At 65.2% G+C, this 14,999-nt stretch carries 13 protein-coding genes; 12 read left to right on the top strand and 1 reads right to left on the bottom strand.

Going from position 1 to position 14,999, the window contains the following annotated elements:
- The first annotated feature begins 9 nt into the window (after nucleotides 1-9).
- The 10 genes from HB376_RS11065 to HB376_RS11020 all read left to right on the top strand — a co-directional run bounded on the left by HB376_RS11065 (nucleotide 10) and on the right by HB376_RS11020 (nucleotide 11,301).
- On the top strand, nucleotides 10-981 hold the full coding sequence (locus tag HB376_RS11065; protein WP_213763697.1) for a tripartite tricarboxylate transporter substrate binding protein: 972 nt from the start codon (nucleotides 10-12) through the stop codon (nucleotides 979-981).
- Entirely contained in the window at nucleotides 981-2,414 is a 1,434-nt protein-coding gene (locus HB376_RS11060) for an FAD-dependent oxidoreductase (RefSeq protein WP_213763696.1), read from the top strand. Before HB376_RS11065 ends, HB376_RS11060 begins: the two co-directional genes overlap by 1 nt.
- Nucleotides 2,411-3,796: an FAD-dependent oxidoreductase gene (locus tag HB376_RS11055; RefSeq protein WP_213763695.1), complete on the top strand. Its 1,386-nt coding sequence runs from the start codon at nucleotides 2,411-2,413 to the stop codon at nucleotides 3,794-3,796. The genes HB376_RS11060 and HB376_RS11055 overlap by 4 nt, the downstream gene beginning before the upstream one ends.
- Nucleotides 3,793-4,623: an alpha/beta fold hydrolase gene (locus tag HB376_RS11050; RefSeq protein ID WP_213763694.1), complete on the top strand. Its 831-nt coding sequence runs from the start codon at nucleotides 3,793-3,795 to the stop codon at nucleotides 4,621-4,623. The genes HB376_RS11055 and HB376_RS11050 overlap by 4 nt, the downstream gene beginning before the upstream one ends.
- Nucleotides 4,624-4,734: 111 nt before the next feature.
- Nucleotides 4,735-5,880, top strand: coding sequence for a CoA transferase (locus HB376_RS11045; RefSeq protein ID WP_213763693.1), 1,146 nt, complete (start codon nucleotides 4,735-4,737; stop codon nucleotides 5,878-5,880).
- Nucleotides 5,880-6,674 carry an enoyl-CoA hydratase-related protein gene (locus tag HB376_RS11040; RefSeq protein WP_213763692.1) on the top strand — a complete coding sequence of 265 codons (795 nt, stop codon included), beginning with the start codon at nucleotides 5,880-5,882 and terminating at the stop codon, nucleotides 6,672-6,674. Before HB376_RS11045 ends, HB376_RS11040 begins: the two co-directional genes overlap by 1 nt.
- 52 nt (nucleotides 6,675-6,726) lie before the next feature.
- On the top strand, nucleotides 6,727-7,674 hold the full coding sequence (locus HB376_RS11035; RefSeq protein ID WP_213763691.1) for a hydroxymethylglutaryl-CoA lyase: 948 nt from the start codon (nucleotides 6,727-6,729) through the stop codon (nucleotides 7,672-7,674).
- 78 nt (nucleotides 7,675-7,752) lie between these two features.
- Nucleotides 7,753-9,039 (top strand): MFS transporter, encoded by a 1,287-nt coding sequence (locus tag HB376_RS11030; protein WP_213763690.1) that lies wholly within the window; start codon nucleotides 7,753-7,755, stop codon nucleotides 9,037-9,039.
- A 25-nt stretch (nucleotides 9,040-9,064) separates the two neighbouring features.
- The gene (locus HB376_RS11025) at nucleotides 9,065-9,943 is read left to right on the top strand and encodes an alpha/beta fold hydrolase (protein WP_213763689.1); all 879 of its coding nucleotides are present in this window, start codon (nucleotides 9,065-9,067) and stop codon (nucleotides 9,941-9,943) included.
- Nucleotides 9,944-9,954: 11 nt separating this feature from the next.
- Nucleotides 9,955-11,301, top strand: a complete 1,347-nt coding sequence (locus HB376_RS11020; protein ID WP_213763688.1) for an MmgE/PrpD family protein — start codon at nucleotides 9,955-9,957, stop codon at nucleotides 11,299-11,301.
- On the opposite strand, the gene HB376_RS11015 is transcribed toward HB376_RS11020, so the two are convergent.
- Nucleotides 11,292-12,290, bottom strand: coding sequence for a substrate-binding domain-containing protein (locus tag HB376_RS11015; protein ID WP_213763687.1), 999 nt, complete (start codon nucleotides 12,288-12,290; stop codon nucleotides 11,292-11,294). The two genes, HB376_RS11020 and HB376_RS11015, sit on opposite strands and share 10 nt — an antisense overlap.
- A gap of 271 nt (nucleotides 12,291-12,561) precedes the next feature.
- Here HB376_RS11015 and HB376_RS11010 point away from each other — a divergent pair, with 271 nt between their 5' ends.
- Together HB376_RS11010 and HB376_RS11005 are read left to right on the top strand one after the other, a co-directional pair.
- Nucleotides 12,562-13,971: an MmgE/PrpD family protein gene (locus HB376_RS11010; protein ID WP_213763686.1), complete on the top strand. Its 1,410-nt coding sequence runs from the start codon at nucleotides 12,562-12,564 to the stop codon at nucleotides 13,969-13,971.
- Complete coding sequence (locus tag HB376_RS11005) at nucleotides 13,968-14,951, top strand: D-2-hydroxyacid dehydrogenase family protein (RefSeq protein ID WP_213763685.1); 984 nt, start codon at nucleotides 13,968-13,970, stop codon at nucleotides 14,949-14,951. Before HB376_RS11010 ends, HB376_RS11005 begins: the two co-directional genes overlap by 4 nt.
- The last annotated feature ends 48 nt before the right edge of the window (nucleotides 14,952-14,999 follow it).

Here is a 14,999-nt window from a genome sequence, read left to right as displayed (position 1 = left end):
GGAGACACCATGTCGAGGTCCGGATTCAGACTGACGAGATGGCTGCTGGGAATAGTTCTCGCGGTAATTTGTGAGACAAGTTTTGCAGCTTATCCAGACCACGCCATCCGTCTGGTCGTACCGTTCGCCGCGGGCGGTTTCACCGATACGCTGGCACGCGTTGTCGCGCAGAAACTGGGGCAGAAGCTCGGACAGGCGGTGATCGTGGATAACCGTGCCGGCGCGGGCGGCAACATCGGCGCCGAGGTGGTAGCGAAATCAGCGCCCGACGGCTACACGCTGTTTCTCGCGACCAACGCCACCCACGGCATCAATCCGACCCTCTACAAGGACATTCCCTTCGACGCGGTGAAGGATTTCACGCCCGTGGTCCTGATGGTATCGACTCCTAACCTGTTGCTCGTCACGCCGTCGCTGCCGGTCAAGAGCGTGGCCGAACTGGTCGCGCTGGCGAAGTCGAAACCTGGGCAACTTAGCTACGGATCGACCGGCATTGGCACGTCAACGCACTTGCAGGGTGAGTTGTTCAAGTCGGTCGAGGGCATCCAGATGACTCATGTTCCGTACCGGGGAAGCTCGCAGGCGGTCATTGACCTGATCGGCGGCACCGTGCAGGTGATGTTCGACAACATCCCGTTCGAGTATCCGCAGATCAAGGCGGGCAAGGTCCGCGCGCTGGCGGTGACAAGCAAGAAGCGTTCGCCGCTGTTGCCGGACGTGCCGACCATGACCGAGCTAGGCATCCCCGGGTTCGAGTTCGGCGCCTGGTTCGGCATTGCGGCGCCGGCCAATACGCCGCCGGATATCGTCGCGAAGATCAACGCGGACGTGAACCAGATACTCGCGATGCCGGATGTGCAAGCCAAGCTTCCCGGCACCGAGATGCTGGGCGGTTCGCCCCAGCAGTTCGCCGCGTTCATTGGCGCCGAGATCGCCAAGTGGCGCACGGTGATTCGATCAATCAACTTACAGGCGCAATGATGACAGACACACTCGGGCAGAACGCGGAGCCGTCATGGGACGAGGAAGCGGAGGTGGTCGTGATCGGCGGCGGTTTGGCGGGGCACTGCGCGGCCCTCGAGCTGGCGGCGCGGGGTGTCGAGGCGCTGCTGCTCGAAAAGCAGCCGGAAATAGGTGGCTCGACGGTCCTGAGCGGCGGCTCGTTCGCCTTCGCCGGCACTGAACTGCAGCGCAGCAACGGCATCGAGGATTCGGTTGCGCTGCTGTTCGACGACCTGCGCCGGGTGGGCGGTTTCGGCAATGAAGAGCGCCTGGTGCGCGTGTACGTCGACAATCAGCTGGACACTTATCACTGGCTGGCCGAGCACGGCGTCGTGTTCGAAAAGGTGTTTCTCGCGGCGGGTCATTCGGTGCCGCGCGCCCATTCCCGCAATCCGCGTGTCGTACTCGATACGCTCGCCGCAGCGGCGCAAGCCTCTGGACGGGTCTCGACGCGCACGGGCGCCGCCGTGCGGCGGCTGGTGCGCACGAGTAGCGACGGGCCCGTCGAGGGCGTCGTGGTGGACGTGGAGGGCCAGCAACGCGCGATCCGCGCGCTGCGCGGCGTGATCCTTGCAAGCGGTGGCTTTTCCCGGAACGACGACCTGCTGAAACTGTTCGCGCCGACCCAGGCCGGCGCCATGCGAGCGGGCGGTCCGGGCAACGTCGGCGATGGCTTGCGCATGGCCTGGCGCCTCGGCGCCGGCATGCGCGACATGGGCTACATCAAGGGCACCTTCGGGGGTTATCCCGGGGCGAAGCCCGGTGAACATGCGCTCATGCTGCCGATCTACGTCGGTGCGATTGCGGTGAACGCCCAGGGAGAGCGATTCATCGACGAATCGAAGTCGTACAAGCTCATCGGCGACGCGGTGCTGCAACAGCCCGACGCGACCGGCTTCCAGATATTCGACCAGCGCATCTTTGAGCGCGGCCAGCCCGACATTCCGACCATGGCGTTCCAGGCGAAGCTTGCGCTCGGCCAGGTGGTGAGCGCGCCGACGCTGCGCGAACTGGCCGCGCGGCTTGGCATCGACGAAGCCGGCCTGATAAAAACGGTCGACGCCTATAACGCCTACGTGGAAGCGGGCAGCGACCGCACGTTCGGGCGTTCCGCCCTCAGCAATGGCTATGGAAAGCTGGAACGGATCGACGCGCCGCCGTTCTACGGATATCCATCGAAGAGCGTGATCGTGGCGACGTATTGCGGCGTCGCGGTCGATCCCGGCATGCGGGTGTGCGATGTCTACGACACACCCATCCCCGGGCTTTATGCAGCGGGAGAAGTCGTGGGCGGCCTGCACGGTAACGCCTACATGACGGGCTCGTCGCTTGGCAAGGCGGCGATCTTCGGCCGGCTCGCGGCACGCGGCGCACTCGGTGTCGCTCTGGAGCGCGCAGGAGCGTCGGCATGAGCGATGCTGCGCTTCCCTGGGAAACCGACCTCATCGTGGTGGGCGGCGGCCTCGCGGGCTACTGCGCCGCGCTCGAAGCGGCTGAAACAGGCGCCTCGGTACTGTTGCTCGAACGGGAACACAAGATCGGCGGCGCGACTATTCTCAGCGGCGGATCGTTCGCTTTCGCGGGCACGGAATTGCAGCGCCGCCTGGGCATTGAGGACTCCCCACAGTTGCTGTTCGATGACCTTCGCCGCGTCGGCGGCTATGAGAATGACGCGGCGCTGGTGCAGGTCTATGTCGACCTGCAACTCGATACCTACGCGTGGCTGGCCGAGCGCGGCGTGCGCTTCGAACAGGTGTTCGTGGCATCGGGGCAGTCGGTGCCGCGCGGCCATTCGCGCAATCCGCTCCAGGTGTTGTCGATGATCGCGGCGCGTGCGCACGAAACCGGCCGCGTCCAGACCCGCTTATCCGCCCGCGCGCTGCGATTGATCAGATCCGGTGCCGATGGCGAGATCGAAGGCGTGAGCGTGCGAACGGCGAGCGGCGTGGAACAGGTCAGGGCGCGCCACGGCGTTGTGTTGACGACGGGCGGATTTTCGCGCAACGAGATGCTGCTGACGCTGTTCGCGCCCGGGCAGGCCGGCGCGCAGCGCATGGGCGGCCCCGGCAACACGGGCGACGGCCTCCTGATGGCGTGGCGGGAAGGCGCCGCGTTTCGCGACATGGCCTATATCAAGGGCACCTTCGGGAGCCATGTCAGCGCCGGAGCGGAAGACCATTTCCTGCTGTTCCCCATGTATGCGGGCGGCATCGTGGTCAACGCGGAGGCGCAGCGTTTCGTCGATGAATCGCTCTCCTACAAGCTGATAGGCGATGCCTGCCTGCACCAGACGGATTGCCGCGGCTACCAGATCTTCGACCAAGCGATTTTTGAACGGGGCCGCCCCGGCATTCCGTCGATGGATTTTGCGGCGGATCTTGCCGCCGGACGCGTCATCACGGCGCCGACGCTCGACGAACTGGCGCAACGGCTCGGCCTGGATCCGCCACAGCTTGCCGCGACTGTCGCCGAGTACAACTGTTTTGTCGCGAGCGGGCGCGATCCGGCATTCGGCCGCGACGGCTTGTGCAACCACTACGGCGCGCTCGTGCGCATCGAAACCGCGCCGTTCTACGCATTCGTCAGTACAAGCGTGGTACTCGCCACGTATTGCGGCCTGAGCGTCGACGCGTCGGCCCGGGTACAGGACATATTCGGCGCACCGATAGAACGCTTGTTTGCAGCGGGAGGGGTAATGGGCGGATTTCATGGCAAGGCCTACATGACGGGCACGGCCAACGGCAAGGCGGCGATCTTCGGCCGCGTCGCCGCGCGCGCCGCGTTGGCATCATGAGCGCGCAAGGTGCGCTTCGCGCGCGGGATCATCGCTCAGGCGAGCGGACCGTTCGATACATCGACGAAGGAACGGGACCGGCGCTGGTGCTGCTGCATGCGTTCGCGGAAGACGGCACGCTCTGGTCGCCGCAGATTCGCGCGCTCAGTACGCAACGCCGGGTCATCGCGCCCGATCTGCGGGGCGCGGGCGGCTCGGGGCGCATGGATGGCGCGCACGCCGCCGTGGTGACAATGGATACCCATGCCGATGACATCGTGGATCTGATGGACCATCTCGGCTTGCAAAAGGCGGTGATCGGCGGCATTTCGCTCGGCGGCTACGTCGCGCTTTCGCTGGTTCTGCGTTATCCGGACCGGGTATCCGGACTGATTCTCGCCAACACGCGCGCCGGCGCCGACTCGGAGCAAGGGCGCGCGCAACGCGAGGCGCTGGCGCTCGAAGTCGAGCGGCGCGGCCCGCAAGCTGTCGTCGACAGTTTCGGGGAGCGGCCTTTCGGCCCCGATTGCTCCGAAGACGCGAAGACCTTCGCGCGCTCGATCACCCTGCGGCAAAGCATCCCGGGACTCACCTCGTTCATCCGGGGCATGGCACAGCGTCCGGACCGGACGCCGGCGCTCGCGTCGATCCGCACCCCGACGCTGATCGTGAGCGGTACCGAGGACATCCTGATTCCCTCAGCCGAAAGCGATGCGATGCAGCGCTTGATCGCGGGCAGCCATTTCGTCGATATTCCGCGCGCCGGGCATCTGTCGAATATTGACCAAACCGATGCGTTCAATGCGGTGGTCGAGAACTTCCTGACCGGCTCGGGTTTCGTCGCTTGACTGTCTGGTCATCCTTGCCGGATTTCATCCGTTTTTGGCGTGAAACGTTTCATTGACAGTGCTATCCTTCTTGCATAGACTTTTTGAAACCTCGACTTCCGGGACTGCTCCATGGATCTCCCTCTCGCAGGCATCACCCTGGTCGAAATGGGCCATAGCGTCGCGGCGCCCTTTGCCGGTCAGATATTCGGGGATCTGGGAGCGCGCGTCGTCAAGGTCGAGAACCCCGCTGGCGGAGACGACGCCCGTTCGTGGGGACCGCCGTTCTGGCATGGCGCATCGGCGACATTCCAAAGTCTCAACCGCAACAAGCTCTCCGTGGCGCTCGACCTCAAGGACCCGGCCGAATGTGAACGGCTGCGCGCTTTCATCGTGGATGAAGCCGACGTGGTGATCCAGAACATGCGCCCGGGACTGGTCAAACGGCTTGGACTCGACGACACGTTGCGCCAACTCAATCCGCGTCTTGTCTACTGCAATCTTGGCGCGTACGGCGCAGGCAGCCCGATGGCCGACAAGCCCGGCTATGACCCGTTGATGCAGGCGTTCGGCGGCATCATGAGCGTGACCGGCGAGGCGGGCCGCGCGCCGGTTCGGGTGGGGCCTTCAATTGTGGACATGGGCGCGGGACTGTGGACGGTGATCGGCGTGATGGCGGCGCTGGAACGGCGTCATCGTACCGGCGAGGGCTGCACGGTCGATACCTCGCTACTGGAGACGGCGCTCTCGTGGATGACCGTGCCGGTCGCACTCGCGCTCGCGTCGGGCAAAGATCCGCAGCGCACGGGTTCCGAGGCGGCGATGATCGTTCCGTATAAAGCGTATCTGGCGGCGGACTGCTATCTGATCATCGCCGCAGGCAACGACGCGCTGTTTCGGCGGCTGTGCAGCGTGCTCGACCGGCCCGACTGGGCCACCGATCCCCGCTTTGCGACCAACGCGGCACGGGTCGAACATCGCGAGGTGCTCAATGCACTGATCGACGCAATCGTGCTGACGCGTAGCGCTGATGAATGGGTGACGCGGCTCGATGCGGCCGGCGTGCCGGCAACGGTGCTGCAGTCGGTCAGCGAAGTCCTGGCGCATCCGCAGACGCGGGCGCTGGATATGGTCCGGCCGCTGCCCGACGGTTCCATGTCGCTGATGAGCCTGCCGCTGCGCTTCGATGGTGAACGCCTGCCATTCCGCTCCACGCCGCCGGCTCTCGGCGCGGACAACGGTACCTTCTTCGAGCTGACGCAACCGGAGCCTTCGTAATGAGCAGCCGCTACGAAACCTTGCTGGTCGATGAAGTCTCCCCGCGCGTCATGCAGGTCACGCTGAACCGCCCGCATGTGCGCAACGCCCTCAACACGCAGATGGGCAGGGAACTGCGCGAGCTGTTCCTGCCATTGAAGTTCACGCCGGGCGACTGGCGCGGCATCGTGGTCACCGGGTCCGGCGTGCAGGCGTTCTGTTCCGGCGGGGACCTCAAAGAGCGACGCGGCATGAGCGATCACGACTGGCGCCTGCAGCACGCGATCTTCGAGGAAGCGTATTACGCGATCATGGACTGCACGGTTCCGGTGATCGCGGCCGTGAACGGAGCGGCCTATGCCGGTGGCTGCGAACTGGCATTGGCGTGCGATTTCATCTACGCCTCGGCCGAAGCACGCTTCGCGCTCACGGAAGTCACGCTTGGCATCATGCCTGGCGCCGGCGGCACGCAGAATCTGCCGCGCGCCATGGGCGAACGCCGCGCGAAGGAGATCATCCTGTCCGGTACGCCATTCAGCGCGCAGCAGGCGTTTGACTGGGGCATGGTGAACGCGGTGCACGCGCCCCACGAGGTGCTGCCCGCCGCGCTCGCCACCGCGGCGAAGATCGCATCGAACGCGCCGATCTCGGTGCAACAGGCGAAGAAGGCGATTCACTACGGCCTGCAAGGCGACTTGCGCAGCGGGCTGGTGCTGGAAGTGCAGGCTTACGAACGCATGATCCCGACGGAGGATCGCCGGGAAGGCATAGCAGCATTCAACGAGAAGCGTCCGCCGAAGTTCGTCGGCCGATAGGTAGTCAGGCCAGCAGACGCGGGGCCGTTACAGGATCTGTGGAGCGCGGGACATGGAAGCCATTGCCGGAAACAGGATCAGCGTACGCGAAGTGGGTCTGCGCGATGGCTTGCAGAGTATCGCCACGATCATGCCAAGCGCGGTCAAGCTCGACTGGTGCGGGCGCGAATTTGCAGCGGGCGTGAGCGATATCGAAGTCGGCTCGTTCGTGCCGCCGAAGCTGCTGCCGCAAATGGCCGATACGGCCGAGATCGTGGCCGGCGCCCGCAAGCTCCCGGGACTGACCGTATCCGTCCTGGTGCCGAACCTCAAGGGCGCTGAACGCGCCGTGGCCGCGAACGCGATGAAGCTCAATTACGCGATGTCGGTCAGCGAAGGACACAACTGGTCAAACGTACGCCGCACCGTTGCTGATTCGGTCGCTGACTTCGGGCAGATCGTCGCGCTGTGCCGCCAGATCGATCGCAGCGAAAGGCCGGTGGTGAGCGGCGGCCTTGCAACCTCTTTCGGCTGCACGATCGAGGGCGAGGTGGACGAGTCCCGCGTGCTGCGGCTGGCCGTGGAACTCGCGGAACTGGGCGCGCAAGAGATCGTGCTGGCCGACACCGTCGGCTACGGCAATCCCGCCGCGGTGCGCAGGCTGTTCGGCGCGGTGCGCCGCGAACTGGGCGACCTGCCGCTGGCGGCGCATTTCCACGACACGCGCGGCCTCGGGCTCGCGAACGTGGTGGCCGCGCTTGACGTCGGCGTCACGCGTTTTGACGCCTCGCTCGGCGGCCTCGGCGGATGCCCGTATGCACCGGGCGCGACTGGCAACATCGTGATGGAAGACCTCGTGTTCCTGCTCGAATCGATGGGGTACTCCACCTCGGTCGATCTGGCCGCGCTGATCGAAGTGCGGGCGTTCGTGCAGGAGCGGCTTGAGCGGGAGTCGTTCTACGGCGGCATCGCGAAAGCCGGGTTGCCGAAGCATTATCGACCGGTGCTGGCGGGTGGTTGAGGCGCGTGAACATGCAGGGCGGAAGATAACAATAACAACGTGTAAAGCGATCACAAGATAACGTGTCAGGAGACAGCAATGTTCAAGGGAAGATACCGTTTCGCGATTGCCGCCATGTTGTTTCTCGCGACGGCGATTGGCTATATCGACCGATCCGCAATCGGTATCGTGGCGCCCTTGCTGACCCCGGAGCTGCACCTGTCGCCGTCGCAGATGGGCGTGATCTTCAGCGGCTTTTTCTGCGGCTATACGGCGTTTGCGTTCATCGGCGGATCGCTCGCCGACCGCTTCGGCCCCGTGCGCGTGATGTCGTGGTCCATGGGCATCTGGTCCGTGTTGTGCGGACTGACGGCGGTGGTCTTCAGCTTCAGCTCATTCTTCATCCTGCGGGTGTTCTTCGGCATGGGTGAAGGCCCGACACTCACTACCATCAACCGCACCGCGGCGAACTGGTTCTCGCGCCGCGAAGTCAGCACCATGGTAGGAACGATCTTCTCGGGGCAGATGTTCGGGGCGGCCATTGCCGGGCCGATTGTCGGGCTGCTCGCGCTGCGGCTGGGATGGCGTGTCTCGTTTGTTGTCATCGCGGTGCTCGGGCTGGTCTGGCTGGCGGTTTTTCGCCGCATGGCGACCAACCGGCCCGCCGATAATCCGCGCGTGACGAGTGACGAACTGCAACGCATCGAAGCCGGCCGCGAAGAACACGAACTGCAGGCCAACGACAACCGCACGCTGCGGCAGTGCCTCATCAGCCGTAATACGCTCGGGGTGTGCATCGGCCTGTTCGCGGCGAACTACACGATCAATAACCTGCTGTTCTGGCTGCCCACGTATTTCGTCTCGGCGCAGCATGCCGGGGTCCAGCAGATGAGCCTGCTCATGGCGATTCCGTGGATCGCGGGGATGATCGGGTCGTCGGGCGGAGGGTTGGTATCGGATCTCGTCTACCGGCGCATGAGCAATCCCGTCAGCGCGCGCAAGCTCTGCGCGTGGGTGCCGCTGGCGCTCTCGGGCCTGGCGGCGCTGCTGTTCAGCACGGCTTCTTCGCTCGTGACGGCGGTCCTGCTCGTGACCGCGGCGATCACCTTCATCTCGGCGGCGGGGCAGGCCCACTGGGTGATCAACCATGAACTTTATCCGCGTCGCCACGTGGGCGGGGTCGGAGGGTTCATCCACTTGATGGGCAATATCTCGGGCATCGTGGGGCCGGCCATCACGGGGATGGCAGTGCAGCATTTCGGCGGCTTCGAGGTGGCGTTCAAACTGTGCACGGCAATCGACGCCGTCGGCGTGCTGGCGATGATCCTGCTCGTGCACCGGCCGCTCGAGCGCGTCACCGAGCTTGTGGCGAATCCGGGCGTATGACCTGAGACCGGGGAGATCGACTGTGATGGTTCAACCAAGGGATGTGCAGGAAGCCGCGTGGCGGGTTCAGCTTGGCGGCGATGCCCACCTGTACTGCGCGCTCGACGATTACACCGACGCGTGGCGTCCCGCCGATACAGTCGTGCTGCTGCATGGCATCGCGGAGCACGGCGGCATATGGCGGGCGTGGGTGCCTCATCTCGCGCGCCGCTATCGCGTCCTGCGGCCAGATCTCCGTGGCTTTGGCCGGTCCAGCGCGCTTCCGGCAGGGGGCGCGTTCACGCTCGCCGACTGGGCCGACGACATCGAACGCATGATCGATTCGATCGGGTCAGGGCGGGGGCCGGACGACGCGCCTCCCCGCGTGCATCTGATCGGGACCAAGCTCGGCGCGCTGGTCGCATTCGAACTGGCGCAGCGCCGCCGTCCTTGGATTGCGTCCATGACGCTCGCCGGCATGCTGCCGTCGCCGAGCAAGGCACTGGGCCCCTGGCTTGACGAATGGGTCGGGGTTATCGAGCGGGAGGGCGTTGAAAGCTGGGCGCGCCTGACCATGCCCGGACGCATGGGCAAGACGCTGCCGCCCGAGGCGCTGGAGTGGTGGGCGCGATTGATGGGCACGACCTCGGCGGCCACGGTGCTCGCGTGCATGCGCTTGCTGCCCGGTATCGACGAACCGCCGAACCCGGAAGGGATTGCCTGCCCCACGTTGTTCATCGTGCCGGGCGCCCATGAAACCGGCGGGACCTACAATCAGCGTCCCGCGCCGGCCGACCTGCTGCGCCTGCAATCCCGGGTGCGAGGCTCCACGCTGCGCGAGATTCCGGCCGATTCGTACCATATCGCCGCGACTCATCCCGATGCGTGCGCGATCATGGCAGCCGAGTTTATAGAGGAATGCTGAGGAGATGACCGATGTCCAGTAATTCGATCAGCGGGCAGTTTGCGCAGGCCATCGTCGCGATGTCGACGAACACGCTGCCGGCCGGCGTGGTCGAGAAGGCGAAGCTGCGCATTCTCGACTCACTCACCACGGCGGTCGCCGCCCATGGCCTGGCGGTGCCAGGGGTTGCCGCGGCCCTCGTCGGCGAGAACCACGGCAAGTCAACGATCATCGGCCAGCAGCAGAGGGTGCCCGCGATCGATGCGGCATGGGTCAATGCGACGCTCGTCAACGGGCGCTCGCAGGACGACTTCCTGTACAAGTCGCACCCGGGTGCGATCGCGGTTCCGGCCGCGCTGGCCATTGCCGAGCAGGAGGGCGGCAGCGGCGCGGACTTCATCGCCGCCGTGGTGGCGGGCTATGAAATCACCGGCCGGGTCTACCTGGGCGGTCCGGGCATGCTGCCGAAATTCCGGGCGACCGGTGTGGCCGGAACAATAGGCGCGGCTGCCGCGGCCGCGCGCATGCTTGCCCTCGATGCCGAGCGCACGCGGCACGCGCTCGGCTGCGCGGCGGTGTTTGCATCGGGCTTCGGCGCGGGTTTCCTGAGCGGCACGATGGAGGTCAAGCTGAACGTGGGCATGGCGTGCCGCAACGGTGTGAGCGCGGCATTGCTCGCACAGGCCGGTGCGACCGCGAGCGATCTCGCGTTCGAGGGCGAGGCCGGCTTCTATCTGGCCATGGCCGGCACGACCGATCACGCCAGCGCCGCGACGCAGGACCTCGGCGAGCGCTATTTGCTCGGGGACACCGTCTACAAGGAATATCCGGTCTGCATTTTTGTGCAGACACCGATGACGCTTGCTCGCGAAATTGCGCACCTGTACCCGCTGCACGTCGACAGGATCGAGCGCGTGACGGTGCAGGTGTGTGAGCTGACTTACACCAATCCTGGCTTCACCAATGTCGCGCCGTTCACGAGCGCGCTGCGCGCCCGCGTCAGCGCGCGTTTTTGCGTGGCCGCCGCGTTGCTCGGCAAGCCGATCGACGAGCACGATTTCTACGCATGCGTCGACGATCCCGATGTGCTCGCGCTGGCTGCGCGCATCGACCTCGTGCTGGACCCGCAAAGCGTGGATACGGTCAGGGTGGCGGTGGAACACGGTGGCCATACGCTGGCGCTTACCGGCATAGAAGGGGAAACGCTGCGTCCTTCGCGCGAGAAAGTGATCGCAAAGTACCGGCGGCTGACGTCGGAAATATTGGGTCCGAAGACGGAAACGGTGCTGCGCCAGATCCTGGACCTTGAGCACTTGCCTCATCTGCACGATCTGATGGGCTCATTGCGCGGCGCCGGCACACCACCGGCTCAGCGCTGAGCGCAGGAATCGCGCAAGACGAGCTCGGTCGGGATGGTGATGCGCTGAGGATCGCGTGCGGAGGCGGTCGAGTTCATCCGCGCAAGCAGCAGTTCGGCTGCGGCCGTCCCGACTTTGGCAAGCTCCCAGCGCACGGCGGTCAACGCGGGTTCGAAGAGACTTGCGACGTCGGTATCTCCGAGCGTAATGAGGGATAACTGGCCCGGCACCGCCAGCTTCAGCATCCGCACGACCTTGAGGACCTGCGGCATCTGATTGGCGCCCGCGACGATCGCGGTGGGCGGCTTCGACGAGACCAGCATCCGGTAGGCCGCCTGATAGCCCGCGTCGGGCAGGAAGACGTCCGGCGACAGCAAAGACTCGTCGACAGGAATGCCCGCCTCCTGGTGTGCGCTGCGGTAGGCCAGCCGGCGCTGCCGGCCGGGCAGCGCGGCTTGCGTCACCGTTACCAGACCGATGCGCCGGTGCCCGAGCTTGATCAGGTAGTTCATCGCCTGGAGCGTGCCGCCGAAGTGGTCGACCGAGACGGCGTCGATCGGCAGGCTCGATTCGCGCTCAAGCAGAATGGTCGGGATGGTGCAGTCCGCCAGCAGCTTGAGGGTGGCGGGATCTTCTTCCCTGCTCAGGGTGATGATCAGGCCATCGAAACGGCGGCGCTGGAACAGCGTCAGGATCTCGGCTTCCGTGTCCAGACGGTCGCGGCTGTTGGACAGCATCATGCTGTAGCCGTGCTGGTGCAACACCTCTTCGGCGGCGCTGACTGTGGCGGAGAACAGGGGGTTGGAGATGTCGGAGACCATGCAGCCCACGACCTGCGTCGACTGGGTCCGCATGCTCTGGGCGACCGAGTTCGGCACGTAACCCAACGCACGGGCTGCCTCGTTGACGCGTTCGCGCAGCGCGGGCGCCACCGACTCCTTGTTGTTGATGACGCGTGAAACGGTTCCCAGCGCGACGCCGGCGCGGACCGCCACGTCGACGATCGTCACGCGCTTCGCCTGCTTGCTGGCGGATTCGCTTGGCGGTGGGGAGGATTTGCGGCGAGGTGGCATGCGTCGGTTCTGGTTGAGATGGCACTTGAGATGGCACGGAAGTGACCGGATTATAGGGGCAAGAGGGCGGCATATCTTGATTGATCGCGCGGTTTCATGCGTGCATCGGCATTTTGTATGAAACGTTTCATTGACGTTGGGACGAAATTTACCTAGGCTAGCAGCGTGTGGTGCATTGACCGTCGAAGCCCGATCCAGGAGGACGAATGTGTATACCGAACGACGCATCGAACCGGCCAGCGCCGATCATCAGGGGAGCGTCGACATGAGTGCATCGCACGCAACGCAACTGACGCAGCTTTACGACTCGTGGAGCGGCAGTTCGCTCACGCCGTCGAGCCGGGCCAGTGCGCGGATGGGGATACTAGATATTCTCGGATGCATCGTCGCGGGTTCGCAAACGCATACGGCGGCGACCGTGCGTGAGCTGGCCATCGAGCAGGGCAGTGCGCAACAGGCGGCGGTGTTCGGTACGGGCGTGCGCCTGTCGGTGCCGCTTGCGGCCCTGGTCAACGGCGTAGCGGGCCATGTGCTCGATTACGACGACATGAATGCCACGCTCATTGGACATCCGAGCGTGGTACTCGTGCCTGCAATCATGGCGCTTGGCGAAGCGAGGGCGATGAGCGGATCTGCTTTCCTCGACGCCTACGTGCTCGGCTTTGAAATAGCCGCCCATTTCGCCCGGACGATGGTGCCTCGCCACTACGACGCGGGCTGGCATACCACGTCGAGCATCGGCATCTTTGGCGCGGCGGCGGCCTGTTCGCGCGTGCTCGGGCTCGATGCGCGCGGCATGCTCAACGCGCTGGCCATCGCGGCGTCCAATGTTGCCGGCCTGCGGGCCAATTTCGGTTCCGAAACCAAATCGCTCCATGCGGGCCAGGCGGCCGAGGGCGGTGTGCGCGCGGCCATGCTGGCTGCTCGCGGCTTCACCGCGAATGTCGGTTTGTTCGATGCGCCGGACGGCCTGTTCGCCACCTACGGCGCCAACCCCGTACCGAAGGAAGCCCCTTTGGATGAGGCGCTGGAGATCGATGCTTCTGGGATCGGAATCAAGCCCTATGCGTGCTGCGGGGCGGGCATCTCCGTGATCGACGTCATGCTCGACCTGCATGAAGGCGGCTTGCCGCCGGTGGAAGACCTGCTCGATATCGACTGCGCGGTGACCAGCATAGCAACGCGCATCATGCCGCTGCAACAGGCGGCCAACGGACTCGAGGGCAAGTATTGCATCGCGTATTGCGCCGCCGTGGCCTACCTGGACGGCGCGGGCGGCCTCGCCCAGTTCGACGATGCACGCGTGCAGCGCGAGGACGTACAGGCGCTGATGAAACGCGTGAACGTGCGTGTCGCGCCTCATCTTGCCTCGGGTGCGGGCCGTTTTGGCGTGGAGCTGACGCTCAGGCGGCGCGACGGCACTACGCTCGCGGCCCAAGTCGAGCTGCCGCGTGGTCATCCGCACAGGACGCTGTCGTCCGCAGCCCTGCTGCGCAAATTCACCGATTGCGCGACGCCGGTGCTTGGAGGAGAGCGGACCACAGAGGTAGCAGGAATCGTCGCTGCACTGGAAGAGCTTGCCGATATCCGGCAACTGTCAGCAATGCTGCAGCCATGACCGACGCGCGGGACGCACGGCCGATTATCGTCATGCTCGACGACTACGAGCGCTCGTTTCGCGCGCTGGCGGACTGGTCCGGCATCGACCGGCTGGCAAGCGTGCGGGTCGAACATGCTCCGCTTTATGGCGACGCATTGCTGGCGGCGCTCGTAGATGCCTCCGCGATCGTGCTGCAGCGAGACCGCACGCCGTTCCCCGGGGAACTCATCGACCAGTTGCCGAAGCTGGAATACCTGGTTTTTACCGGTTCGCGCAACACCGCGCTCGATCTCGACGCGCTGAACCAGCGCGGCATTCCCGTGAGTTTCAGCGGCCGCGCGGCAACCCGCGACGGCACCTGCGAAATCGCCTGGGCGCTCATTTTCGCCGCGGTGAAACGGCTGGAAACCAATTTCGCCCTGATGCGTGCCGGCGGCTGGCGCGAGACAGGCCGATTGCCCGGCTCGCTCGCGGGCGAACGTTTTGGAATCATCGGGTTGGGTGATATCGGCCGGCAGATGGCCCGGATCGCGCAGGCATTCGGCATGGAAGTTGTGGCGTGGAGCCCGCACATGACGCCCGAACGCGCCCGCGAGTGCGGTTGCGTCGCAGTGCCGCTCGACGAATTGCTGTCAAGCTCGATAGTCGTCAGCTTGCATATCGTGCCAAGCGAATCAACTTACCGGCTTCTCGATGCCAAACGGCTCGCGCTGATGCGGCCCGAAGCAATCCTCGTGAATACGGCGCGTGCGGAACTTATCGATACCGCCGCGCTGATCGACGCGCTGGACGCTGGCCGTCCCGGTGCGGCGGCGCTCGACGTATTCGATACGGAGCCGCTCGCGCATGACCATCCGCTGCGCCAACGGGCGGATGTCGTGCTGACGCCGCATCTGGGTTTCGTGATCCGTCCGGTCCTGGAGACGTTTGCTCGCGGCGTCGTGGAATGTCTGTCGGCGTGGCTGGAGGGCCGGCCGTTGCTGAGAACGCTTGGGTGATGGCGGCGCGCCTCTTTGAACAACGGGTTTCGCCGGCGGCGGAGTCAG

The organism is Caballeronia sp. dw_19 (assembly GCF_018449515.1).
Taxonomy (GTDB): Bacteria; Pseudomonadota; Gammaproteobacteria; order Burkholderiales; family Burkholderiaceae; genus Caballeronia.
Note: the sequence above shows the minus strand (reverse complement) of the source record. Positions and strands in the feature narration are given on the sequence as shown.